The following is a 23,488-nucleotide window of genomic DNA, read 5'->3' on the forward strand; positions in this document are numbered from 1 at the left end:
ATCCCTGAAATGTCAGATCTTGTATACAGTCTCCTAAACGTTTTCAACGGAGGCCCCCATGCGACCGTCACCCAAGGTCGTCGCGGCGCTCGTGACACTCCCCCTCGCCCTGACGGCTTGCGGCGGCGGCGGATCGAGCACCACACCCGCGGCACCTAGTTCCATAGCCAGCGCCTCGGCCGACCACCGGGCGGTCAAGAGCGGCGGCACGCTCAACATCGCGCTCAACGCCGACCCCGACGCGCTGGACCCGAGCATCTCCACCACGCTCGTGGGCCGTGAGGTCTTCGCGAACATGTGCGAGAAGCTCTACGACATCGACGCCTCCTCCGCTCTCGTGCCGCAGCTCGCCTCGGCCCTGCCCGAGCTCTCCGACGACGGCAAGGAGGTGACGATCAAGCTGCGTGAAGGCGTGAAGTTCAACGACGGCACGGCCCTCGACGCCGACGCGGTGAAGAAGTCGCTGGACCGGCACCGTACGTGGGAGAAGTCGGCCCGCCAGGCCGACCTGGCCGCGGTCACCAAGGTGGACGTCGTCGACCCCGCGACGGTGAAGCTCACGCTGACACAGGCGTTCACGCCGCTGACCGCGCAGCTCGCGGACCGCGCCGGGATGATCATGTCACCGAAGGCCCTGGACGCCGACGGCGACAACTTCGGCGCGAGCCCGGTGTGCGTGGGGCCGTTCAAGTTCGCCGGCCGGACCTCCGGCAGCCAGATCACCCTGGAGAAGGCGCCGGACTACTACGACGCGGCCAAGGTGAAGCTGGACAAGCTCGTATACAAAATCATCGTCGACCCCAACGTGCGGGCCGCGAACCTCAAGTCCGGCGACGTGCAGGTGGGCGACCAGCTCGCCACCAACACCGTCAAGGGCGTGCAGGCCGACCCCAACCTGACCGTGGTCTCCGGCGGCGGGCTGGGTTACTACGGCTTCCAGATCAACATCGGCAACGCCAGTGGCTCGACCAAGAAGCCGGGCCCGGTGGACACGGCGCTGGGCAAGAGCCCGCAGCTGCGTGAGGCGTTCGAGCTGGCGCTCGACCGGGACGCGATCAACAAGACCGTGTACAACGGCCTGCACGAGGTCGACTGCTTCCCGGTGCCGAACGACAGCCCGTTCCGGCCGAAGGATCTGACCTGCCCCAAGCGTGACCTGGCCAAGGCCAAGCAGCTCGTGCAGGCCTCTGGCGTGCCGACGCCGATCCCGGTCTCCATGGCCACGCCGAACGACGCCGTCAACCAGCGCCTGGCGCAGGTCATCCAGTCGATGGTCAAGGAGGCCGGCTTCAACGTGAGCGTGCAGACGGCCGAGTTCGTCAGCGTGCTGGAGCAGGGCAAGGCGGGCAAGTTCGACACCCTGCTGAGCGGCTGGTCGGGCCGGGTGGACGCGGACGGCAACCTGACGAACCTGGTCACCACCCAGGGCAGCAACAACTACGCCGGCATGTCCGACCCGGGCATCGACGACCCGATCAAGCAGGCCGCCGCCGAGACCGACCCGGCCAAGCGCGCCGAGTTGTACGGCGCCGCCATGAAGAAGGCCGCCGAGCTGCGGGGCGTCGTGTACCTGTACCACAACAAGTACTACCTCGGCATGCACAAGACGGTCGCCGGCGTCCAGTACTTCAAGGACGGCCTGCCGCGCTTCGTCACCGCCGGGTTCGCCGCGTAATGCTCTGGTTCATCCTCCGGCGCTGCGGGTCGGCGGTGATCGTGCTGTTCCTGTCCAGCGTCCTGATCTTCCTGGGGATCAGGGCGCTGCCAGGGGACCCGGCCACGGTCATGGCGGGCCAGGAGGCCTCGCCCGCCGCGATCGAGGCCATCCGGCACGAGTTCGGCCTGGACAAGCCGCTGCCCGCGCAGTACGTGGACTACGTCGTCCAGACCGTCACCGGCAACTTCGGCCGCTCGACGCAGGACCAGCTCCCGGTGATCGACATCCTGGCCGAGCGGATCCCCGTGACGCTGGAGCTGTCGGCGCTGGCCATGCTGGTCGCGATCATCGTCGGCGTGGGCGCGGGCATCGTCGCTGCCGTGCGGCGCGGCAGGTTCGCCGACTACGTGGCCACCGGCTTCGGCCTGGCGGGGCTGTCGGTGCCGCACTTCTGGCTGGGCCTGCTCGGCATCCTGCTGTTCGCGGTGACCTGGCAGGTCCTGCCCGCCTCCGGCTACGTCCCCTTCACCGAGAACCCCGGCCAGAACCTGCAGCGCATGATCCTGCCCGCGCTCGTGCTCGGCACCGGCTTCGCGGCGATCCTCATGCGGCAGACCCGCTCGGCCATGCTGGGCGCGCTGTCGGCCGACTATGTCAGGACCGCCAGGTCCAAGGGCCTGCCGGAGGTCAAGGTCGTCGGCGCGCACGCGCTGCGCAACAGCCTGACGACCGTGGTGACCGTGCTGGGCCTGCAACTGGGCGCGCTGATCAGCGGCGCGGTGGTGACCGAGCAGATCTTCGTCATCCCGGGGTTCGGCAAGCTCACCGTGGACGCGGTCCTGACCAGGAACTACCCCGTCATCCAGGCGGTCGTGCTGGTCACGGTGGTCGGCTACGTGGTGGTCAACCTGCTGGTCGACATCGCCTACGCCTTCCTCAACCCGCGGATCCGGCTCTCGGGAGGCGGCCATGACTGAGGTGATGAGAAGGACGCGGCTGTGGCGGCGCTTCCGGCGCAGGCCCATGCCGATGGCCGGCCTGGTGCTGGTGATCGCGTTCGTGCTGCTGGCGCTGGCGGGCCCCCTGGTCACCGGCGACCCGGCCGCGCAGGACTACATGGCCACCCTCGCTCCCCCGTCGGGCGCGCACCCGATGGGCACCGACGACCTGGGCCGGGACGCCCTGGCCAGGATCGCGCACGGCGCGCAGGTCTCGCTGCAGGCGGGCGTGCTGTCCACGCTGCTGGCGATGGCCATCGGTATCCCGATCGGGCTGGTCGCCGGGTTCTACCGGCGCTGGCTGGACCCGATCGTGATGCGGCTGGTGGACGTGACGCTGGCCTTCCCGTTCCTGGTGTTCGCGGTCGGCCTGGCGGCGATCATCGGGCCCTCGCTGAAGGGCGTGGTGCTGGCACTGGGCTTCGCCCAGCTGCCCGCCGTCATCCGGATCACCCGCGGCGAGGTGCTGGCGGTCAGGGAGATGGACTACGTGGCCGCGGCCATCGCCGACGGCGCGGGCGACGGGCACATCATCTTCAGGTACGTGCTGCCGAACTGCGCCAGCCCCCTCATCGTGCAGGCCACGGTGGCGATCCCGGCGGCGATCATCGGCGAGTCCACGCTGTCGTTCCTGGGCCTGGGCGTGCAGCCGCCGACCCCGTCGTGGGGCGTGATGCTGACGACCGCGCAGCAGTACCTGAGCGACGCGCCCTGGCTGGCCATCTGGCCCGGGCTGATGATCGCGCTGGCCACCCTGGGCTTCAACCTGCTCGGCGACGGGCTGCGCGACGTACTGGATCCGAGGAGCGCCCGATGAGCCTGCTGGAGATCACCGACCTCCGTGTCGGTTTCCGGACCGAGGACGGGCTCGTCCAGGCGGTCCGGGACATCTCGCTCACCCTGGACGAGGGCGAGATCCTCGCGCTGTGCGGCGAGTCGGGCTGCGGCAAGTCGGTCACCGCGATGTCGGTGCCCAGGCTGCTGCCGCCGGACACGACCGAGCTGAGCGGCTCGATCAAGCTGGACGGCCGCGAGCTGACCACGCTGCCCGAGTCGGAGCTGCGGCGGGTACGCGGTAAGACGGTCTCGGTCGTCTTCCAGGAGCCGATGACCTCGCTGAACCCGTCGTTCACCGTCGGCTACCAGATCGCCGAGGTGCTGCGCCGGCACGAGGGCCTGTCCCGGCAGGCCGCCGCCAAGCGGGCGGAGGAGCTGCTGGAGCTGGTCGGCATCCCGGCGCCGGGGCGCAGGATGAAGGAGTACCCGCACCAGCTCTCCGGCGGCATGCGGCAGCGGGTGATGATCGCCATCGCGGTGGCCTGCTCGCCGCGGGTGCTGATCGCCGACGAGCCCACCACGGCGCTCGACGTGACGATCCAGGCCGGGGTGCTGGACGTCTTCCGCGACCTGCGGGACCGGCTGGGCACCGCGATCATCCTCATCACGCACGACCTGGGCGTGGTGGCCGACATCGCCGACCGCGCCGTGGTCATGTACGCGGGCCGCGCGGTCGAGCAGGCGCCGGTGGCGCAGTTGTTCGCCGAGCCGCGGCACCCGTACACGCTGGGGCTGATGAAGGCGCTGCCGTCGGCGGCGGTGAACGGGCGGCTGGCGGAGATCCCCGGCATGGTGCCCTCGCCGATGTCGGACCCCGACGAGTGCGCCTTCCATGACCGCTGCCCGCGCGCCCAGGACGACTGCCGGCTGTCCAGGCCACCGCTCGAACGCCAGGCCGACCGTCACCTGGCGGCCTGTTTCCACCCGGGAGGCGGGAAGTGATCCTGCGGATCGACAACCTGGTCAAGCACTACGGCCCGGTACGCGCCGTGGACGGCCTGTCGCTGGAGATCGGCCAGGGCGAGGTGCTCGGCCTGGTCGGCGAGTCGGGCAGCGGCAAGTCCACGGTGGGCAAGTGCGTGCTGCGGCTGACCGAGCCCACCTCGGGCTCGATCGAGCTGAACGGCACGGACATCACCCACCTGTCGCGCCGGGCCATGCGCCCGCTGCGCCGCGACGTCCACATGGTCTTCCAGGACCCGTTCTCCTCGCTCAACCCGCGCTTCTCGATCGAGCAGATCGTCGGCGAGCCGCTGCTGCGGCACAAGGTGTGCGACCGGCGCGAGACGGCCGGGCGCGTGGCGGCCATGCTGGAGAAGGTCGGGCTGCGGCAGGAGATGCGCAAGCGCTACCCGCACGAGCTGTCCGGCGGGCAGCGGCAGCGGGTCGGCCTGGCCAGGGCCCTGATCCTGGAGCCCAAACTGGTCGTGGCGGACGAGCCGGTGTCGGCGCTGGACGTCTCCGTGCAGGCCTCGGTGCTCAACCTGATCACCGACCTGCAGCGGGACATGGGCTTCTCGTGCCTGTTCATCACCCATGACCTGTCGGTCGTGGAGTTCCTGGCCGACCGGATCGCGGTCATGTACCTGGGCCGGATCGTCGAGTCGGGGCCGACGGCCGAGATCTTCGCGCAGCCGCGGCATCCGTACACGCAGGCCCTGCTGTCGGCCGCGCCCGTGGCCGATCCGGCCAGGCAGCGGGAGCGGCGCAGGATCGTGCTCGGCGGCGACGTGCCGAGCCCGGTGGACCCGCCGGCCGGCTGCCGCTTCCACACGCGCTGCCCGCTGGCGTACGACGAGTGCCGCAGCACCGAACCTGCCCTGACCGACCCACGTGGCGCGGGCCATCCGGCCGCCTGCCACCTGGTAACGGCGGACCGCGTCCCCGACGCGGCCGCACCCCTATAGAAGGAGCGAGTTTGTTCACCACCAGGCCCGAGCTGAAGGGCGACTTCGGCATGGTCGCCGGTACGCACTGGCTGGCCTCGGCCACCGGCATGGGTGTGCTGGAACGCGGCGGCAACGCCTTCGACGCCGCGGTGGCCGCCGGGTTCGTGCTGCAGGTCGCCGAGCCGCATCTGAACGGCCCCGGCGGCGAGGTGCCGATCCTGCTGTGGAACGAGGCCGAGCAGAAGGTGTCGGTCGTGTGCGGGCAGGGCGTGGCCCCAGCGGCGGCCACCATCGAGCGCTTCACCGAGCTCGGCCTGGACGTCGTGCCCGGCACCGGGCTGCTGGCGGCGACGGTGCCGGGGGCGTTCGGCGGCTGGATGCTGATGCTGGAGCGCTGGGGCACCTGGTCGCTGGCCGACGTGCTGGCCCCGGCGATCCACTACGCCGAGCACGGCGTGCCGGTGCTGGAGCGTATCGCGGCCACGATCGAGTCGGTGCGCACCCTGTTCGAGGAGGACTGGCCGACGTCGGCGGCGACCTGGCTGCCCGGCGGAAACGTGCCGGAGCCCGGCGCCAAGCTGGCCAACCCGGTGCTGGCCGCCACCTACCGGCGGGTGATCGCCGAGGCCGAGTCGGCCTCCGGCACCCGTGAGGGCCAGATCGAGGCCGCCAGGAAGACCTGGTACGAGGGCTTCGTCGCCGAGGCGATCGCCGACTTCAGCGCCACCACGGCCTGGCGGGACAGCTCGGGCGAGGTGCACGGCGGCCTGCTGACCGGCGACGACCTGGCCGGCTGGGCGGCCTCGGTGGAGGAGCCGGCCACCTTCGACTACCGCGGTCACACCGTGGCCAAGACGGGGCCGTGGGGCCAGGGGCCGGTCTTCCTGCAGCAGCTGGCCCTGCTCGACGGATTCGACCTGGACGCGATGGACTTCCTCGGCGCCGACTACCTGCACACGGTGACCGAGGCCGCCAAGCTGGCCTTCGCCGACCGCGAGGCCTGGTACGGCGACACCGAGGTGCCCATGGACGACCTGCTGAGCCCGGCGTACAACGCCGAGCGGCGGCGGCTGATCGGCGCGCGGGCCAGCCTGGAGCTGCGGCCGGGCGCGCCCGGCGGGCGCACGCCCCGGCTGCCCGTCTTCCCCGAGCCGGGCACGGCGAGCGACGCGCCCGGCCTGTCGGGCTCGCGCAAGCCGCAGGGCGTGGGCGAGCCGACCGTGGCGCGTGACGGCATGGTCAAGGGTGACACGTGTCACATCGACGTCGTGGACCGGTGGGGCAACATGGTGTCGGCCACGCCCAGCGGCGGCTGGCTGCAGAGCTCGCCGACCATTCCCGCGCTGGGCTTCTGCCTGGGCACGCGGGCCCAGATGTTCTGGCTGCAGGAGGGCGTGGCCACGGCGCTGCGGCCGGGCACGCGCCCGCGCACCACGCTTTCGCCGTCGTTCGCGCTGCGGGATGGCAGGCCGTGGCTGGCGTTCGGCACCCCCGGCGGCGACCAGCAGGACCAGTGGAGCGTGAACTTCTTCCTGTCGATCGTCCACGGCGGGCTGAACCTCCAGGAGGCCATCGACGCCCCCATGTTCCACTCCGAGCACTTCCCCAGCTCGTTCTTCCCGCGCGCGTCCCGTCCCGGCGTCATGCACGTCGAGGACCGGGTGGACGCGGGCGTCATCGCGGAGCTGCGGCGGCGCGGGCACGAGGTCGAGACGGCGGGCGCGTGGGCGCTCGGCCGGCTCAGCGCGGTCGCGCGTGACGGCGCCTTCCTCAAGGCCGCCGCCAACCCGCGTGGCGCCCAGGGCTACGCAGCCGGCCGATGACGGCCACCGATCTGCTCTTCCTGGTAGGAGCCGGTCTGCTGGCCGGCGTGGTGAACGCCCTGGCGGGGGGAGGAACGCTCGTCTCCTTCCCCGCCCTGCTGGCCCTGGGACTGCCCGGCCTGACCGCCACCGTGACCAACGCGGTGGCGCTCTGGCCGGGCTACGTGGGCGGCGCGGTGGGCTACCGCAAGGAGCTGCGCGGCCAGCGGAGCAGGGCGACGAGCCTGTCGGTCACCGCGGTGCTGGGGGCGTGCGTGGGCAGCTCGCTGCTGCTGCTCACGCCGGGCAAGCTGTTCGAGTCGATGGTGCCGTGGCTGGTGGCCTTCGCCAGCCTCGCGCTGCTGGCGCAGCCGTGGCTGCGCCGGCTCTTCGGGGGCGAGGCCGACGAGCCGGTCAGCCGGCTGGTGTACGCCGGGGTGTTCCTCGGCGGATGCTACGGCGCCTACTTCAACGGCGGGATGGGCGTGGTGCTGCTGACCGTGCTCGGCATGTTCCTGCACGACAACCTGCATCGCGTGAACGCCGTGCGGGCCGTGCTGTCGCTGGTCGTCAGCTCGGTCTCGGTCGTCGCCTTCTCGCTGTTCGGCCCCGTGAACTGGCGGGCCGTGGCGGTGATCGCGCCGGCCAGCCTGGCGGGCGGGCTGCTCGGCACCCGCCTGGCCAGGCTCATGCCGCCCAAGGTGCTGCGCGGCGTGGTCGTCGCGTTCGGTCTCGGCGTGGCGGCCGCCCTCGCGCTGCGCTGAGCGAGCGCGCCCGCCACACGGGCGCGTTCAGGCGACGGTGGCCTCGATGAGGTCGTCCACCACCTCGGCCAGGTCGTTGCCCCTCTCGTACGCCCTGCGCTGGCGCATGGCCCCCGACCCCTTGCGCAGCAGCCGGTCGAGGCCCTCCTGGATGAAGGTCAGGTCACCGGCCTGCGCCAGCGCCGGGCGGACGTGCTCCAGCAGCCGCCCGGCCATCACCGCCGCCGGGACCAGCGTGCCGTGCCGTACGTCGAGGCTGTCGCCGCGCAGCCCGTCGCGGGCGGCCCGCCAGTAGGCGGCGCGCAGCACCTCGGCCGGAATCGGCAGACCACGGTCCCCTCGCCGGACAGCGGTCAGCGCGGTGACGACGAGCGCCCTGATCAGCCCGATCAGGGTGAGGCTGTCGGCCACGTCGAGCGGCACGTCGGCCACCCTGATCTCCACGGTGGGCAGGCGCGGCGACGGGCGCGCGTCCCAGTAGACGGTCTTGGCGTCGAGCAGCGCGCCCGACTCCGCCAGCGCCCGGAGGGCGAGCTCGTAGTCGCCGAACGAGCCGAAGTAGGGCGGCGCGCCGGAGACCGGCCAGCGGCCCCAGCTGATCACCCGCCACGACGCGTAGCCGGTGTCGCGGCCCACGAAGAACGGCGAGTTGGCGGCCAGCGCGATCAGCGTGGGCAGCCACGGCCGCAGGTGATTGCCCACGTAGACGGCGTGCTCGGGGTCGGGCACGTCCACGTGCACGTGCAGGGCGCAGATGCTGATCTCGTCCTGGAGGGCCCGGTAGAGGGCCCTGCCCTGCAGATAACGGTCGTCGTCGGTGAGCGGTGAGGGCATCACGGTGCCCAGGACCGGGATGCCGCTCGCGACGACGGCCAGCCCGCACGAGCGGGCCGCGCTCGCCACCTCCTTACGTGCCGCGCGGAGCTGGGAGCCCAGCTCGCTGAGGTCGGCGGAGGGCGGTGTACGAGCCTCCACCTGGAATCTGGTGATTTCTTGCACCACGTCCAGCACGTCGGTCGCGGCGGCCAAGACCTCGGCCGCTCGGGGAGCCACGTGGCGGGTGCGGGGATCAACGATGAGGTATTCCTCTTCGATCCCGATGAGCGGAACCATGCCGGCACCTCACTGGGGGAGTCCACAGTCTCCGCCTCAGGTTGTGCCCGTCCCACACCCGTCGGAAAACCTTTCGCCTGAGCGGTGTCAGACGGTAAATTCCACGGGGCCGTAGAGCGCGTGCTCTGCCTGCGTGGACATCGCCCAGTAACGGTCCCCGTACGACCAGTGCCACCACTCGGTGGGGTAGTTGACCAGACCGGCGGGCTCCAGGGCGGCGGCCAGCAGCTTGCGGTGGGCGCGGGCGTCGTCGGAGATGGCGGGGGCGGCGGTGTAGCAGGCGCCGTCGCTCTGCTCGGGGTTGTCGTTGACCTGGGTGCCCATGTCGTACTCGACGCCGTCGGGCGAGCACAGGGTCAGGTCGACCGCCGCGCCGGCGGTGTGCGGGGCGACCTCGACCGGGGAGACGTAACGGCTGGCCGCCACGTACGACTCCGCGGGCGTCAGCCCGGTGAGGGTGGCACGGTATTCGTCGAAGATCCGGCGCTGCGTGGCGACGGGCCGGTAACCCTCGACGATCAGCAGGTGGTAGCCGTCGGGCAGCAGGCTCTCGGCGTGCTCCAGCCGGGTCAGCACCCCGGCCCGCAGGTGGGCGTAGGCGCCGCGCTCGTCGGCCAGCCGGGAGTCCACCCGCAGCCGCCCGCGCACGTCGGCCAGCGGTTCGCCGCTTTCGCGCACGGGGATCGAGGTCACACGCGGGTCGGAGATCAGCACGACGTCGTTCGAGGACTGCCACATGGGCAAGAATTCTCACACAGTGTCGGAGAAGACCTGCTCCCGGGCCTGCTCAAGGGCCGCCACCAGGGCGCCGCGCAGCACGGGGTTGCCGGCCACCCGGCTCACCACGACGCTCGGCCTGCTGGGGCACATGCGGGCCACGGCCTCCTCCACCTTGGCCGCCAGCCGCTCGCCGCCGGCCCGGCCGATGTCGCCGCTGAGCACGATGAGGCCCGGATCGAGCACGACGGTCACGGCCGCCACGCCCAGGGCCAGCCGGGCCGCGACGGCGTCGAGGTAGTCGTCGTCACCGCCGCGGACCAGGTCGGGAACGGTGGCGCCGGCCACGCCGCGCTCGTCGGCCAGGCCGCGCAGGGCGTCGTGGCCCACCAGCCGCTGGAACGAGCCCGTCTGCGGCCGGCGGACGTCGCTGGGCAGCGGCTGCCCGGGGACCGGCAGCCAGCCGATCTCGCCCGCGCCGCCGCTGATGCCCCGGTGCAGCCGGCCGCCGAGCATGACGCCGAGCCCCTGGCCGACGCCGGCCCAGACGAGCACGAAGTCGTCCACGCCGGTGGCGGCGCCGTACCGGTGCTCGGCCAGGGCGACGAGGTTGACGTCGTTCTCTATCGTCACCGAGGCGCCGAGGGTCTCGCGCAGGCTGGCCAGCACGCCGACGTGCCAGGAGGGCAGGTCCACCGAGATGCGCACGTCACCGGTGAGCGGATCGACCACGCCCCTGGTGCCGATGACGAACGCGCGCAGCCGCGACAGGCTGACGTTGGCCGTGTCGCAGGCCCGCTGGACGGCCGCGTGCACCGCCTTGACGGGGTCCCTGCCGTCGGCCGGGTTGAGGGTGACCTCGACCACCACGCGGCCTGTGATGTCCGCCACAGCGACGGTGAGACTTTCCGGCAGGACCTCGAGGCCGGCGACGTACGCGCTGGAGGGGACCACGGCGTACAGGGCGGCGTGCGGCCCCCTGCCTCCCGCCCGCTCTCCCGCCACCTCGACCAGGCCCCGTTCCTCCAATCGCGCGAGAAGCTGACCTGCGGTTACCTTGGAGAGCCCGGTACGCGCACCGAGCTCGGCCCGCGTCAGAGGGCCGTCGCCGAGGAGCAACTCGAGTGCCGCCCGGTCGTTCAACCGGCGCAGCAGACGGGGGACTCCCGGGTCTCGGCTCATCTGCGCACCCTTCTCGTCACGATCGGCTAACGGGCGTTTCTTTTAAGAAAGTTTCTTGTTAGTTTAACACCATCGTTCGGCATATGACGATCAGCCTGGTGCGGACCGTAGGCCAGCACCCGGGAAGGGAGAACCCTGTGAGGATCGCGAAGATCACGGCCACTACGGTCACCACGGCCGCGCTGGCCCTGGGCCTGGCCGCCTGTGGCGGTTCGAGCGAAGAACCCGCCACGTCCTCACCCAGCGCCGCGGCCGCCTCCGGCCCCAAGTTCGCCGGCAAGACCTTGAGCGTGTGGCGTCTTGGAGACAGCAACCCGGCCGCCGCCAAGTACATGGAGGAGCTCAACGCCGAGTTCAAGACGCAGACCGGCGCCGAGGTCAAGCTTGAGTGGATCCCGTGGCCGCAGGTCGCCGACAAGTTCGCCGCCGCCGCCACCGGCACCGGCCCCGACGTGACCGAGATCGGCAACGACCAGGTCCCGATGTGGCAGAGCCAGGACGCGCTGGAGCCGATCACCGACATCGCCCGCGAGGGCGACAGGTCGCAGATCCCGCAGAACCTGTACGGCTACGAGACCGTCGACAACGAGGTCTACGCCGTGCCGTGGGGCGCGGGGGCCCGCGCGGTGCTCTACCGCAAGGACTGGTTCGACGACCTCAAGATCGAGGTGCCCAAGACCTGGGACGAGCTCGTCGCCGCGGCCAAGAAGATCCAGGGCGAGAAGAAGGGCGTCGACGGCTTCGCCTTCAACGGCGGCTCCGACGCCAACCACCTGCTGGCGGCCTTCGCCTGGTCCGAGGGCGGCGAGTACGCCGTCAAGGAGGGCGACAAGTGGGTCGGCAAGCTGACCGAGCCCGGCTTCGCGGCCGGCTTCGGCACCTACACAGGGCTGGTCCAGGACGGCCTGTCCAGCAAGGCCAACCTGACTCTCAACACCACGGACATCCGTAAGCGCTTCGCCAACGACAAGGTCGCGATGTACCTCACCGCCGCCTGGGACCTGCCCGGCATCGAGGAGGACTCCAAGGGCAAGCTGAAGGGCGACAAGCTCGGCTTCTTCCCGCTGCCCGCCAAGACCGGCGGCGTGGCCGCGTCCTTCTTCGGCGGCAACGACATCGCGCTGTGGGGCGGCACCGAGCAGGCAGAGCTCGGCAAGGAGTACATCAAGCTGGCCACCAGCAAGACCTGGGCCGACCGCTACGCCAAGGAGGGCGGCCTGCTGCCCGTCTACCCCGACACCCTGGCCGCGATGAACGAGGACCCCGCGCAGGGCGCCTTCGCCCAGGCCTTCGCCAAGGCCAAGGCCTTCCCCGCCGACCCCAACTGGTCCGAGGCCGACGCGACCAAGGCCGTGCTGCAGAACGCGGCGCGCGAGGTCATCGAGGGCAAGAAGGACGCCACTACCGCCCTCGCTGACGCCAACAAGGAACTCGAAGAGATCCTGAACCAGTAACGATGGCGAACCCGACAACGGTCGCCCGGGGCAGGGACTCCTCCCCTTCCCCGGGCCGCCGGCGCAACGACCGGGCCGCCCGCGCGAGCGGGCTGCCGGTCTGGAGCATCCCCTACGTGCTGCTCATCCCCGGCCTGGTGGTCATCGCGGGGCTGCTGCTGTACCCGATGGTCCAGCTCGGCATCATGGCCTTCCAGAAGGTCGGCCTGGCCCAGATCCGCGGCACCAGGCCCGCCGAGTGGGTGGGCCTGGACAACTTCGACAAGGTCCTGTCCAACGACATCTTCTGGTCGGCCCTGCGCAACACCGTGGCCTTCGCCTTCGTCGCCGTCAGCCTCACCCTGATCGTGGGCACCGCGGTCGGCGTGCTGCTGCACCGGCTGGGCAGGAAGATGTCGCTGTTCGTGGTCATCGGCTGCATGTTCGCCTGGGCCGTGCCTCCCGTGGCGCAGGGCGTCATCTGGCGCTCCCTGTTCGACGCCGAGTCCGGCATCGTCAACTGGGCGCTCAACCTGGTGCCCACCTGGCTGCTCTCCCCGCCGGACGGCCAGGAGAGCTGGTCGGGCACCCCCTGGCTGAACGACACCATCCCGCTCTACATCGCGCTCGTGGTGTGCGTCGTGTGGGCCGGCTTCCCGTTCATCGCGGTCTCGGTCCTGGCCGGGCTCAAGGGCATCCCCGCCGAGCTGTACGAGGCGGCCAGGGTGGACGGCTCGGGCGCCTGGCGCACGTTCAGAAAGATCACCCTGCCGCTGCTCAAGCCGGTCTTCGCCGTCCTGACGATCCTGTCGATCATCTGGGACTTCAAGGTGTTCAGCCAGCTCTACGTGCTGATGAACGGCCCGACCAACCGTGACGGCTTCAACCTGTCCATGTACGCCGTCGCCGAGGCGTTCAAGCCCCCGCAGAAGCTGGGGACGGGCGCGGCGATCTCGGTGGTGCTGACGATCATCCTGCTCATCATCACCGTCGTGTACGTGAGGCAGATCGTGAAGCAGGAGGAGATGTGACCCCGCTCGCACGCAAGAGGCTCGGCAAGATCCTCCTGAACACGGCCGGGATCCTCGTCTTCCTCTACGCCGTCTTCCCCGTCTACTGGATGGTCGCCACCGGCTTCAAGGCCAACGACCAGATCTTCACCACGGAGTTCATCCCGTTCCCGACGCACTTCACCTTCGAGCACTTCGAGCGGGTGCTGACCGAGGGCGTCGCGAACAACTCCATCTGGCTCTACATGCGCAACAGCGCCGTCGTGGCGCTCGGCACCGTGCTCATCGGCTCGGCCTTCGCGCTGCTGTCGGCCACCGCCATCGCGCGCTTCCGCTTCAAGGGCCGCGGCATCTTCCTGGTCACGCTGCTGATCGTGCAGATGCTGCCGGCCGAGGGCCTGCTCATCCCGCTGTACATGATGGTCAAGCGGGCCGGGCTGGGCGACCAGCTGATCGGGCTGATCATCACGCAGGTGGCGCTGACGCTGCCGTTCGGTGTCTGGATGTTGCGCACGTTCGTCGCCGCGGTGCCGAAGTCGCTGGAGGAGGCGGCCTGGATCGACGGCGCGGGGCGCATGACGACCTTCTGGAGGGTGCTCTTCCCGCTGGTCGCGCCCGGCCTGGTGGCCACCAGCATCTTCTCGTTCATCACCGCGTGGAACGACCTGATCTTCGCCCTCTATCTGATGTCGGGGTCCGAGGGTTACACGATGCCGGTCGCCCTGCAGTACTTCTTCGGCCAGAAGGGCGTCGACTGGGGCGCGATCATGGCCGGATCGACCCTGATGACGATCCCGGTCGTCATCTTCTTCCTGCTCGTCCAACGCCGCATGGTCTCCGGCCTGGTCGCCGGGGCCGTTAAGGGCTGACACCGTACGACGTCGCGGACGCCGTGCGCCGAACTGATGAGGAGCCATGAGTCAGAGTGATCGGGGGCTGCGCCGCCTCGCGGCCGGCACGCTGCTCGTCGCCTTCCAGGGCACCACCGCGCCCGCGTGGGTGCTGCGCGAGCTGGAGCGGGGCCTGGGCGGCGTCACGCTCTTCGGCTTCAACGTGGCCGACCCCGGCCAGGTGCTCGACCTGACCACCGCGCTGAGGGGAGCCGGTGATCCCGTCATCTCGCTCGACGAGGAGGGCGGGGACGTGACGCGGCTGGCGTACCACGTGGGCAGCCCGTACCCCGGCAACGCGGCCCTGGGGGCCGTGGACGACGTCGAGCTGACCCGCCGGGTCTACCGGGCCATCGGCTCGGAACTGGCCGCCTGCGGCATCAACCTGGACATGGCGCCCAGCGCCGACGTCAACACCGAGGCCGACAACCCGGTCATCGGCACCAGGTCGTTCGGCACCGGGCCCGAGCTGGTCTCCCGGCACACGGTGGCGGCCGTCGAGGGCCTGCAGTCGGTACGGGTCGCCGCCTGCGTCAAGCACTTCCCCGGCCACGGCGCCACCCGGGTGGACTCCCACCTGGACGTGCCGGTCGTGGACGTCAGCCTGGACGTGCTGCGCGAGCGCGAGCTGGCGCCGTTCCGCGCGGCCGTCGGCGCGGGGGCCAGGTCCGTGATGACCGCGCACGTGGCGGTGCCGGTGCTGACGGGCGACACGCCCGCCACGCTGTCGGGCGCCGCGCTGACCGGGCTGCTCAGGGGCGAGCTCGGCTACGACGGCGTGATCGTCACCGACGCGCTGGACATGCGCGCGATCACCGAGAGCGTGGGCCTGGCCGGCGGCGCCGTGCTGACCCTCGCGGCCGGCGCCGACCTGCTCTGCCTGGGGCCGCTGCCGACGTACGACGACGTGCGGGCGATCATCGCCGAGATCGAGGCCGCCGTGCGCGACGGACGGCTGCCCCTCGACCGGCTGGAGCAGGCGGCGGAGCGGGTGGCCGGGCTGCGTGCCTGGGCCGCCGGGGCGCCCGAGCGGGTCGCGGCCGAGCAGAACGTCGTCGGCCTGCACGCCGCCCGCCGCGCCGTCCGCCTCAGCGGCTCCGCCGAGCCGCTGGTCGAACCCCTGGTGATCGAGGTGGACACCCCGCCGACGATCGCCGTGGGCGACGTGCCGTGGGGGGTGGGCCCGTGGCTGCCCGACGCGGAGATCGTCCGGGTCAAGCCGGCCGCGGCCGACGTCGCCGGGCTGCTGGCCAAGGCGGCGAACCGGTCGCTGGTCGTCGTGGTCAAGGACGCGCACCGGCACCACGAGAGCCGGAACCTGCTGTCCGCGCTGGTGGCGGCCAGGCCCGACACGACCGTGATCGAGATGGGCCTGCCCGTGTGGCGGCCCGAGAGCGCGGCCTACATCGCGACGTACGGCGCCGCCCGGGCCAACGCCCAGGCCGCCGTGGAGCTCCTCACCGCCTGAACCGGGCATAAGGGGGCATCCCATCCGCCCAGCGCGCCCTGTGGAGGTCCTGGGGCGCGCCCGGGGCCTCCGGTCAGCGGGGTGCTCGCCAGCAGGCCGGTCAGGGGGCCAGGAGCTCCTCGCGGGCCTGGTCCAGGGCCGCGAGGACGGCGCCGCGCAGCACCGGGTTGCCCTCCGTCACCGTCGTCGTCACCACCTGAGGCCGTACGGGGCAGATCCGGGCCACGGCCTCCTCCACCCGGGACGTCAGCGCGGACCCGCCGGCGAGCCCCACCTCCCCGGCCAGCACCACCAGGCCGGGATCGAGGACCACGCACACCGCCGCCACCCCGAGGGCCAGCCGGTGGGCGATCTCATCGAGCAGCGGCTCACCGTCGGCCCCGGCGGCCACGGCGACCCGGACGCACTCGGTCGCGCTGCCGGCCGCGAAGCCGTAACCCTGAGCCAGCTCGGTCACCGCCTCGGCGCTGACCAGCGACTGCAGGCCGCCCGCCAGCGACGGGAGCCGCCCCGGCTGGGTGCGGATGTCCTCGGGCAGCGGCACGCCGGGCACCGGCAGGTAGCCGATCTCCCCCGCGCTGCCGGACCGCCCGCGGTGCAACCTGCCGCCGAGCATGATGGCCAGGCCGAGCCCGCGGCTCGCCCACAGCAGCACGAAGTCGTCGGCGCCCTGGGCGGCCCCGTCGGCGCGCTCGGCGATCGCGGCGAGGTTGACGTCGTTCTCGATCGTCACCTCGCGCCGCAGGTCACCGGCCAGCGCCTCGTGGATGCCCTCGTGCCAGCCGGGCAGGTCGAAGGAGAAACGGATGTCGCCGCTGCGCGGATCGACCACCCCGGGGGTGCCGATCACCACGCCGCGCAGCCTGGAGATGCTGATCCTGGCGCCGCGGCAGGCCTTGGCGATCGCGCCGTGCACCACGGAGACCGGGTCGTCATGCCCGTTGGGATCGACGGTGACCTCGGCGATCGTGCGGCCGTGGATGTCGGCGACGGCCGCGGAGAGCCGTTCGGGACCGACCTCCAGGCCGGCCACGTAGGCGCTGGAGGCGATCACCGAGTAGAGGGCGGCGTTGGGCCCGCGCCCGCCGGCCTGAGCGCCCACCACCTCGACCAGGCCGCGCTCCTCCAGCCTGGCCAGCGTCTGCGAGGCCGTCACCTTGGACAGGCCGGTCAGCTCGCCGATCTGCCCGCGCGTCATGGGGCCGGTGGCCAGCAGCAGGTCGAGCGCGGCCCGGTCGTTGATCTCCCTGAGCAGTCCGGGCACACCAGGACGTCGCTCCGCGCTGAATCCCACCGTGCATCCCACCGTTGATATCGAAAAGGTTGTTGGAAGTTTAGCGCTCCGGCTCTTGCGCGCCGCGTCAGGCGAACACGAGGATGCCTCATGACCATCCCGCGTGGCCATGCCGTCATGCTGGCGCTCGGCATCGTAGTCCTGTTCGACGTCCTGCGGGTCTTCCTGCCCTCGCTGATCACGCTCTTCGGCCGCGCGGGCGAGACGCCCGCGGAGCTGATGGGCCTGTACGCCGCCGCCTGGTTCATCCTCCCCTTCCTGGCCCTGCTGTCAAAACCGCGTCACGCGCTGGTCGCCGGCGCGGCCGGGCTGGTCGCGGCGCGGCTGCTGCTCCAGGCGGGCGTGAGCCAGCTCTACGTCTCCTCCGCCGGCGTCACGGCCGGCCTGATCCTCCTGTACGGCTGCGCCTGCACGGTCCCCCGCAGGGCCGTGCCGGTCGGCATCATGGGCGGCATCGCGCTGTCGTCCCTCGTCCACCTGCTGCTGGACGGGATGGACCTGGCCTGGCAGGAGGGCCCGCTGCCCTGGGCGGCCACGCTCGCGCTGTGCCTGGCCCTGTTCCTGGCGCTGCTCTCCGCGCCGCGCACGGAGGAGGGCGCGCCCGCTCCCGCGCGGATCTGGTTCCTCTTCGGGCCGACGCTGCTGCTGGCCGGGATGGCGGCCACGTCGTGGGCCAAGCCGGAGCAGGGCCCCGAGCCGCTCGGGACGCTCGCGCTCTCCTGGGGTCTGCTGGCGCTGACGCTGGTCGCGGCGACCGCGGCGGCTCTGGGCCCGGCCACCGCCCCGCTGATCGAGCTGGGGCTCGGCATCGCGCTCATCGCGATCACGGTGGTCAGCTACCTGCCGGGCTCCGGCGTCCCCGGGCTGTCGATCGGGTTCCTCGGCAGCATGCTCGCCGCGGCGGGCTCAGGACCCGCGGGCCGGCGCCAGGGCCCGGCCCTGCTCGGCGGCGGCCTCGTCTTCCTCGTCGGGGTGTTCGCCTACTACGCGGCCTACGACCTCGACCTCGGCGTGCCCAACGCCGTGGTGCCCGTGGCGGTCTCCGTGCTGGTCGCCGCGGTGGCGGTGGTGCCGCGGCTGGTCCGCGACCCGCCCGTGCAGCTGTCCGCCCGCCGCCGCACGGTGCCCGCCGCCGCGGCCGTCGCGCTCGTGCTGGTGCCGATGGTGGTGGCCGTCGCCTGGCAGCCCGTGCCCGCCGTGGCGGCCAAGCGCTCGGACGACGTGACGCTGATCGCGTACAACATCCGAATGGGGTTCGGGCTGGACGGGCGGCTGTCGCTGGACCGGATCGCCTCGTGGGCCGCCGCGCAGCGGCCCGACATCGTCCTGCTCAGCGAGGTGGACCGGGGCTGGCTGCTCAACGGCGGGCACGACGACCTGGACCGGATCGCCCGCGGCCTGGGCATGCGCCACTACTTCGCGCCGGCGGCCGACAACGTCTGGGGCGACGCGCTGCTCACCAACCTGCCGGTCAAGAGCGTGCGGTCGTACGAGCTGGGGCGGCACGACCACCCCACGGGGGCGCAGGCCCAGGCCGTCGTCGTCGAGGTGAACGGCAGGGAGCTCGGCGTGGTCAACACCCACCTCCAGGCGCCCACCGGTCAGGCCCCCGAGGTGGCCGCCATCGTGCGGGACCTGGCCGCGAGCCGGCCGGTGATCCTGGCCGGCGATCTCAACACCACGCCCGCCGACCCCGAGATGGGCGTGCTGCTGGCGGCCGGGCTCTCCGACCCCCTGAAAGCCCTGGGCGATCCGCCCACCTCACCCGCGGACCGGCCGGTGAAACGGATCGACCACGTGCTGATCAGCGCCGGTTTGACGGCGGTTTCGGCCCAGGTACCGCGGTTGCCGTATTCAGATCACCTGCCCGTTCTGACGACCTTGCGCCTAACCAGTGTTGACCAGGAGGGATAATCGAGAACATGCGCCTATCCGCTCGTGTCGACTACGCCCTTCGCGCCGCAGCCGAACTCGCCGCAGCCGGTGCGGGTCCGACCACTGTGGGTGAGCTCGCCAAAGAGCAGGACATGCCGCCCAAATATCTGGAGAACATCCTGCTCCAGATGCGCCGCGCCGGGCTCGTCCGCGGCCAGCGCGGCCCCGAGGGCGGCTACGTGCTGGCCCGGCCCGCCGCCGAGATCTCCCTGGCCGACGTCATCAGGGCGGTGGACGGCCCGCTGGCCAACGTCCGCGGCGAGCGGCCCGAGCACGTCGGCTACCGGGGGCCCGCCGAGTCGCTGCAGCAGGTGTGGATCGCGTTGCGGGCGACCGAGCGCTCGATCCTGGAGGAGGTCACGCTGGAGCAGGTGTCCTCGGGAGCGCTGCCCGAGCGCATCCGCCTGCTCGCCTCCGACCCCGCCGCCTGGGACTGACCCCTCCCCCGGCACCCGTAACCGACGCCTCTCCCGGCCCCCCGCCCGAGACCGGCCCCTTCCCCGGCGGCCCGTGGTCACTTCCGCGTGTACCAGAAGCGGACCTTGTCGACCACGGACGCGGGGCCGGTGGCCAGGGTCCGCACGGTCCGGCCGGTCTCGTCCGCGATGACCACGTGGAAGTCGTCGCCGGAGCGGATGGTGACCAGCAGATGGCGCTCGTCCAGCCAGCCGCGGAAGGCGGCCCCCTTCCCCAGCCGGGCCTCGCCCTTCTCGGCGCCACTCATCTCGTCGAGGAAGCAGACGTCGCGCGCGTTCCCGGGGCACTCGGTGCCGAAGACCGTGCCGATCGGCGTACGCACGGCTCCGCCCGGTGAGAGCTTGCCGGGGAACTCGCGCAGCCTCCTGCCCTGAAGGTCCAGCGCCCTGATCACCTCGCCGGTCGCCTGGTAGAGGACGCTGTCGCCGGAGCCCCACGCGAACCTGGTCTCGGCCGCGTCCGCCACCTCGACGGTCCTGACCTCCCCCGCGCCCACGTCGATCACCGCGAAACCCTGGGCCTTGGCCTTCTCGTCGGCGACCGTCGCGAGCAGCCGCCGCCCGTCGGCGGACCAGACCGGCTCGAACAGCGTGGCGGGCTTGTCCACCGTACGCAGCTCCCGGTCCTGGCCGGTGGCCCGGTCGCGGATCCGGATGAACTCGAAGCCGCTGCGCCGGAAGCGGGTCACCGACAGTGAGGCCACGTAGCGGCCGCCCGGCGCCACGATCGGCTCCTCCCAGGCACCGAAGAAGCCGAAGGCCCCGGTGGCGGGGTCGCGCGTGTAGGTCGTGTAGCCGACCCCGTCGCGCTCGTCGCGGTAGGAGGAGACCCAGAGGGGGTCTGCGGGGTTCTCGTGCAGCGTGATCCCGGTGCCGGGGATCTTCACCTCGGTGGTGGACGTACGCGCCATGTCCCCCGGGCGCGGCGTCGGCAGCGGCACCGACGCCGGCGCGGTGGCGGCGGGCGGTCGCGGCTCCGGCTGAGAACGCGGGAACAGCAGCAGCACCGCCGCGGCGACGACCAGGGCCGTGACCACCGCCCCCGCCACCACCGGCCACCTCCTGCGCCACGCGGAAGCCGTGGAATCCTGCTCCCCGGCCTCCGCCTCGCGTCCCTCATCCGACCGCGACCCGCCGGCCGATCGCGGAGCGCCGCTCGGCAGGGCCGCCGACTCCTGGCCCTCGGCCAGCAGTTCGCCCGGGTGGCGCGGCGTCCGTTCGGGAACGGGGTGCCCGAGCAGGGTGAGCAGCGCCTGCGCGGCCGTGGGCCTGGCCGCGGGGTCCTTGGCCAGGCAGCGGGCGGCCAGCTCGCGCAGGTCGCCGTCGAGCTCACCGAGGTCGGGCTCCTGGTGCAGGATCCGGATGATCAGCGCGGCCACGTCGCCGGTGCCGAACGGCGGCCGGCCGGTGGCGGCGGCCACCATGGTCGAGGCCCAGGCGAACAGGTCCGCGGCCCGGCCCACCGGCCGGTCGGCGAACTGCTCAGGCGCCATGTACGGCGGCGTCCCGACGAGCTCCCCGCCGGCCTCGGTCTCCTCCAGGGCCCGCGAGATGCCGAAGTCGATCACCCGCGGCCCGTCCCTGCTGAGCAGCACGTTGCCCGGCTTGAAGTCCCGGTGCACCACCCCGGCCTGGTGGATCGCGGCCAGCGCGGTCAGCGTCCCGATCGCCAGCCGGCGCAGCTCGGCCCCGCGCAGCGGCCCCCTGTCCATGATCACAGTCGCCAGGGAGGGGCCGTCGACGTACTCGCTCACCACGTACGGCATGCCGTCGAGCTCGCCGCTGGCCAGCACCTGCGCGGTGCAGAACGCCTTGACCCGCCGCGCGTACCCGACCTCCTGCCGGAAGCGCGAGCGCGCCTCGGCGTCGTCCAGCTCCGCCCCCAGCATCTTGATCGCCACCCGCCCGCCACCGGGCGACTCGCCCAGGTAGACGACGCCCTGCCCGCCCACGCCGAGCCGCCCGACCACGCGGTGCTCCCCCACCTGGACGGGATCGTGCGCGAGCAGCGGCCTCATGACCGCGGCACGCGGGCGAACTGGAGCAGCACCGGGCCGTCCGTCGCCAGGTCGGCCAGCACCCGCTTGACATCGCCGATGAAGTCGATGATCTTGATTTGCTGGGTCTTCTTCTTGCCCGGATCCTGCACCATCAGGTGTTTCTCGTTGAACCAGCCGAGGAAGGAGCCCTTGGCGTCGCCGAAGTCGACCGTCGCCTGCCGCGCGCCGGTCGCGAGATCCCACACGCACAGTTCCTTGCCGTTCGGGCAGACGGTGGCCAGCCGCTTGCCGGACGGGGAGAACCACTCGCCGCCGCGCGGCAGGCCCACCCAGTGCATGGTCTTGGTGACCTCGCCGGACGTGTCGTAGAACTCGATCCCGGAGTTCTTGCCGTCCCAGAACCCACGCACGATCGTGCCGTCGGGGGCGAAGTTGTAGTACAGGGAGGGGTTGTCGGTGTATTCGGTCTCGACGTGCACGGCCTTCCTGGTGGCCAGCTCGATCACCACGAACCCGACCAGCCGCCGCTCCTTGTCCTGGTTGTAGACCGAGACCAGCAGCCGGCCGCCGTCCCTGGACCAGACGGGCGTCAGGCCCTGCAGGGGCTTCTTGACGGTGCTGACGACGAAGGACTCTCCGGTGGACATCCGGACGAACTTGATCTGGTCCAGCTCGGAGGTCTGGAACTTCAGCATGGGGTTGAGCGCCACCCAGTCGCCGCCGGGTGAGAGGACGGGCTGCTCGTAGCTGCCCACCTCCTTGAACTCCCCGGCGGGCGGCCTGGCGAAGCTGGAGAACTTACCGCCGGAGCCCAGGTAGGAGACCAGCCGCATCGAGTCGTCAGGATGCTCGTGCAGAGTCACGGCGACATCCTTCAGTTTCGTGTCGGTCAGGCCCTTCTTCTTCACGTCGTCCGAAGGCGCCTCGGTCTGGACCGAGGTGACCGTGGGCGTGGGGGCGGCGCCGGGCGCGGGCGTGACGGCGCTCGTCGGCTTGGCGGTGGCGGCCGTACCCCTGGTCGCGGGGCGGTCGCCGGTCAGCACCTGGAACCCCACCGCCGACACCAGCGCCCCGGCCACGAACGCGGCGGTCAGCGCGAGCACGCTCCGGCCGCGCCGGGGCGGCGGGGCCGGAGCCTCGGCGGGGCCGCCGTCCACCCGCCCGGTCAGCAACGAGGTCTGCCCGACCAGCCGCAGCAGCACCTCGCTGGCCGCCGGCCGCGCCTCGGGATCGTGGTCCAGGCAGGCCACGATCAGTCCGTGCAACTCCCCCAGCTCCGGCAGGTCCTCCTGACCGCCGGTGATCCGAGCCACGGTCTGCGCCATCGACCCGCCCTCGAAGGGCGAAGCTCCGCTGACTGCGAACACCATCGTCGCCGCCCACGAGAACACGTCCGCCGCCGGCCCCGCCGTGCCGCCTTCCAGCCGCTCAGGGGCGGTGTAGGCCGGCACCGCGACCTTCCGGGTCGACACCGACGCCTGCGCCATCGCGTGTTCCAGCCCCGCGTCGGCCACCCGTGGCCCGTCGGGACCCAGCAGCACGTTGCCCGGCCTGATGTCGCCGTGCACCAGCCCCGCCTGATGCAGCGCGACCAGCGCCGTGATCGTCCCGGCCGCCAGCCGGTGCAGCCCCACCCCGTCGACCGAACCGCCGACCTCCGCCAGCGAGGGGCCGTCCACCCATTCGGCCACCAGATACGCCTGCTCGCCCTGCACGCCCGCGTCCAGGACCTGGGCCGTGCCGACCGCCGAGACCGCCCGCAGCGGCTCCATCTCGCGCAGGAACGTCTCCGGGTCGACCTCGGCCGGTAATAATCGCACCAGGACCGGCTCTCCGGTCCTCGACCGCCCGGCGAACACCCCGGGCGCCAGCCGCCTGTTCAGCCGATAACCCGCGACCTCCGCGGGATCTCCCGCACGTAAATCAGTGATCTCCGGCATGCCGTGCTCAAGCCTTCCGTCAAGGCCGTCTCCTGATCGCCATTATGGCCACGAACCCCCGCAAAAGCAGCGAATCATTGACG

At 71.8% G+C, this 23,488-nt stretch carries 19 protein-coding genes; 13 read left to right on the forward strand and 6 right to left on the reverse strand.

Translation table 11 applies throughout. The features are described 5' to 3' along the window. The first annotated feature begins 58 nt into the window (after positions 1-58). Genes OIE67_RS35330 through OIE67_RS35360 form a run of 7 tightly spaced genes read left to right on the forward strand, consistent with a single transcriptional unit; the run spans position 59 to position 7,947 of the window. Positions 59-1,675 (forward strand): ABC transporter substrate-binding protein, encoded by a 1,617-nt coding sequence (locus OIE67_RS35330; RefSeq protein WP_106235296.1) that lies wholly within the window; start codon positions 59-61, stop codon positions 1,673-1,675. Next, positions 1,675-2,634: an ABC transporter permease gene (locus OIE67_RS35335; protein ID WP_326628669.1), complete on the forward strand. Its 960-nt coding sequence runs from the start codon at positions 1,675-1,677 to the stop codon at positions 2,632-2,634. The genes OIE67_RS35330 and OIE67_RS35335 overlap by 1 nt, the downstream gene beginning before the upstream one ends. Continuing rightward, entirely contained in the window at positions 2,627-3,472 is an 846-nt protein-coding gene (locus OIE67_RS35340) for an ABC transporter permease (protein WP_219911655.1), read from the forward strand. The genes OIE67_RS35335 and OIE67_RS35340 overlap by 8 nt, the downstream gene beginning before the upstream one ends. Then, the gene (locus tag OIE67_RS35345) at positions 3,469-4,434 is read left to right on the forward strand and encodes an ABC transporter ATP-binding protein (protein WP_326628673.1); all 966 of its coding nucleotides are present in this window, start codon (positions 3,469-3,471) and stop codon (positions 4,432-4,434) included. The genes OIE67_RS35340 and OIE67_RS35345 overlap by 4 nt, the downstream gene beginning before the upstream one ends. Further along, a complete protein-coding gene (locus OIE67_RS35350; RefSeq protein WP_326628674.1) occupies positions 4,431-5,399 on the forward strand; it encodes an ABC transporter ATP-binding protein in 969 nt (322 codons plus the stop codon). Before OIE67_RS35345 ends, OIE67_RS35350 begins: the two co-directional genes overlap by 4 nt. Before the next feature lie 50 nt (positions 5,400-5,449). Next, positions 5,450-7,204, forward strand: coding sequence for a gamma-glutamyltransferase family protein (locus OIE67_RS35355; protein WP_326645552.1), 1,755 nt, complete (start codon positions 5,450-5,452; stop codon positions 7,202-7,204). Beyond that, entirely contained in the window at positions 7,201-7,947 is a 747-nt protein-coding gene (locus OIE67_RS35360; protein WP_326628676.1) for a sulfite exporter TauE/SafE family protein, read from the forward strand. Before OIE67_RS35355 ends, OIE67_RS35360 begins: the two co-directional genes overlap by 4 nt. A 27-nt stretch (positions 7,948-7,974) precedes the next feature. Here OIE67_RS35360 and OIE67_RS35365 read toward each other — a convergent pair whose 3' ends face one another. The 3 genes from OIE67_RS35365 to OIE67_RS35375 form a co-directional block, all read right to left on the reverse strand. Beyond that, positions 7,975-9,060 (reverse strand): carboxylate-amine ligase, encoded by a 1,086-nt coding sequence (locus OIE67_RS35365; protein ID WP_326628678.1) that lies wholly within the window; start codon positions 9,058-9,060, stop codon positions 7,975-7,977. 87 nt (positions 9,061-9,147) lie between these two features. After that, positions 9,148-9,798 (reverse strand): M15 family metallopeptidase, encoded by a 651-nt coding sequence (locus OIE67_RS35370; protein ID WP_326628680.1) that lies wholly within the window; start codon positions 9,796-9,798, stop codon positions 9,148-9,150. A 12-nt stretch (positions 9,799-9,810) separates the two neighbouring features. Further along, entirely contained in the window at positions 9,811-10,959 is a 1,149-nt protein-coding gene (locus tag OIE67_RS35375) for an ROK family transcriptional regulator (protein ID WP_326628682.1), read from the reverse strand. Positions 10,960-11,096: 137 nt separating this feature from the next. On the opposite strand from OIE67_RS35375, the gene OIE67_RS35380 reads away from it, so the two are divergent. From OIE67_RS35380 to OIE67_RS35395, 4 genes are read left to right on the forward strand one after another with little or no spacing between them, the layout of a single operon-like run. Continuing rightward, positions 11,097-12,413 carry an extracellular solute-binding protein gene (locus tag OIE67_RS35380; protein WP_106235278.1) on the forward strand — a complete coding sequence of 439 codons (1,317 nt, stop codon included), beginning with the start codon at positions 11,097-11,099 and terminating at the stop codon, positions 12,411-12,413. Positions 12,414-12,415: 2 nt separating this feature from the next. Beyond that, positions 12,416-13,423 carry a carbohydrate ABC transporter permease gene (locus OIE67_RS35385; RefSeq protein WP_326628685.1) on the forward strand — a complete coding sequence of 336 codons (1,008 nt, stop codon included), beginning with the start codon at positions 12,416-12,418 and terminating at the stop codon, positions 13,421-13,423. After that, entirely contained in the window at positions 13,420-14,271 is an 852-nt protein-coding gene (locus tag OIE67_RS35390) for a carbohydrate ABC transporter permease (RefSeq protein ID WP_326628687.1), read from the forward strand. Before OIE67_RS35385 ends, OIE67_RS35390 begins: the two co-directional genes overlap by 4 nt. 46 nt (positions 14,272-14,317) lie before the next feature. Continuing rightward, the gene (locus OIE67_RS35395) at positions 14,318-15,760 is read left to right on the forward strand and encodes a glycoside hydrolase family 3 protein (RefSeq protein ID WP_326628689.1); all 1,443 of its coding nucleotides are present in this window, start codon (positions 14,318-14,320) and stop codon (positions 15,758-15,760) included. 100 nt (positions 15,761-15,860) lie between these two features. Here the strand turns inward: OIE67_RS35395 and OIE67_RS35400 are convergent, their stop codons facing one another. Further along, positions 15,861-17,054: an ROK family transcriptional regulator gene (locus tag OIE67_RS35400; protein WP_326628691.1), complete on the reverse strand. Its 1,194-nt coding sequence runs from the start codon at positions 17,052-17,054 to the stop codon at positions 15,861-15,863. A gap of 90 nt (positions 17,055-17,144) precedes the next feature. Here OIE67_RS35400 and OIE67_RS35405 point away from each other — a divergent pair, with 90 nt between their 5' ends. Both OIE67_RS35405 and OIE67_RS35410 read left to right on the forward strand, forming a co-directional pair. Then, positions 17,145-18,968 carry an endonuclease/exonuclease/phosphatase family protein gene (locus tag OIE67_RS35405; RefSeq protein WP_326628693.1) on the forward strand — a complete coding sequence of 608 codons (1,824 nt, stop codon included), beginning with the start codon at positions 17,145-17,147 and terminating at the stop codon, positions 18,966-18,968. Between the two features lie 8 nt (positions 18,969-18,976). Continuing rightward, on the forward strand, positions 18,977-19,426 hold the full coding sequence (locus OIE67_RS35410; RefSeq protein WP_326628695.1) for an RrF2 family transcriptional regulator: 450 nt from the start codon (positions 18,977-18,979) through the stop codon (positions 19,424-19,426). A gap of 77 nt (positions 19,427-19,503) precedes the next feature. Here the strand turns inward: OIE67_RS35410 and OIE67_RS35415 are convergent, their stop codons facing one another. Next, positions 19,504-21,483 carry a serine/threonine-protein kinase gene (locus OIE67_RS35415; protein ID WP_326628697.1) on the reverse strand — a complete coding sequence of 660 codons (1,980 nt, stop codon included), beginning with the start codon at positions 21,481-21,483 and terminating at the stop codon, positions 19,504-19,506. Further along, positions 21,480-23,405 (reverse strand): serine/threonine-protein kinase, encoded by a 1,926-nt coding sequence (locus OIE67_RS35420; RefSeq protein WP_326628699.1) that lies wholly within the window; start codon positions 23,403-23,405, stop codon positions 21,480-21,482. The genes OIE67_RS35415 and OIE67_RS35420 overlap by 4 nt, the downstream gene beginning before the upstream one ends. Positions 23,406-23,488: the final 83 nt, after the last annotated feature.

Source organism: Nonomuraea fuscirosea (assembly GCF_035917475.1).
GTDB classification, from domain to species: Bacteria; Actinomycetota; Actinomycetes; order Streptosporangiales; family Streptosporangiaceae; genus Nonomuraea; species Nonomuraea fuscirosea.

Excerpts from the sequence above, each read along its gene's own strand:
- OIE67_RS35330 (WP_106235296.1), top strand. The coding sequence starts at position 59 with ATGCGACCGTCACCCAAGGTCGTCGCGGCGCTCGTGACACTCCCCCTC.
- OIE67_RS35335 (WP_326628669.1), top strand. The coding sequence starts at position 1,675 with ATGCTCTGGTTCATCCTCCGGCGCTGCGGGTCGGCGGTGATCGTGCTG.
- OIE67_RS35340 (WP_219911655.1), top strand. The coding sequence starts at position 2,627 with ATGACTGAGGTGATGAGAAGGACGCGGCTGTGGCGGCGCTTCCGGCGC.
- OIE67_RS35345 (WP_326628673.1), top strand. The coding sequence starts at position 3,469 with ATGAGCCTGCTGGAGATCACCGACCTCCGTGTCGGTTTCCGGACCGAG.
- OIE67_RS35355 (WP_326645552.1), top strand. The coding sequence starts at position 5,450 with ATGGTCGCCGGTACGCACTGGCTGGCCTCGGCCACCGGCATGGGTGTG.
- OIE67_RS35360 (WP_326628676.1), top strand. The coding sequence starts at position 7,201 with ATGACGGCCACCGATCTGCTCTTCCTGGTAGGAGCCGGTCTGCTGGCC.
- OIE67_RS35365 (WP_326628678.1), bottom strand. The coding sequence starts at position 9,060 with ATGGTTCCGCTCATCGGGATCGAAGAGGAATACCTCATCGTTGATCCC.
- OIE67_RS35370 (WP_326628680.1), bottom strand. The coding sequence starts at position 9,798 with ATGTGGCAGTCCTCGAACGACGTCGTGCTGATCTCCGACCCGCGTGTG.
- OIE67_RS35375 (WP_326628682.1), bottom strand. The coding sequence starts at position 10,959 with ATGAGCCGAGACCCGGGAGTCCCCCGTCTGCTGCGCCGGTTGAACGAC.
- OIE67_RS35385 (WP_326628685.1), top strand. The coding sequence starts at position 12,416 with ATGGCGAACCCGACAACGGTCGCCCGGGGCAGGGACTCCTCCCCTTCC.
- OIE67_RS35395 (WP_326628689.1), top strand. The coding sequence starts at position 14,318 with ATGAGTCAGAGTGATCGGGGGCTGCGCCGCCTCGCGGCCGGCACGCTG.
- OIE67_RS35405 (WP_326628693.1), top strand. The coding sequence starts at position 17,145 with ATGACCATCCCGCGTGGCCATGCCGTCATGCTGGCGCTCGGCATCGTA.
- OIE67_RS35410 (WP_326628695.1), top strand. The coding sequence starts at position 18,977 with ATGCGCCTATCCGCTCGTGTCGACTACGCCCTTCGCGCCGCAGCCGAA.
- OIE67_RS35415 (WP_326628697.1), bottom strand. The coding sequence starts at position 21,483 with ATGAGGCCGCTGCTCGCGCACGATCCCGTCCAGGTGGGGGAGCACCGC.
- OIE67_RS35420 (WP_326628699.1), bottom strand. The coding sequence starts at position 23,405 with ATGCCGGAGATCACTGATTTACGTGCGGGAGATCCCGCGGAGGTCGCG.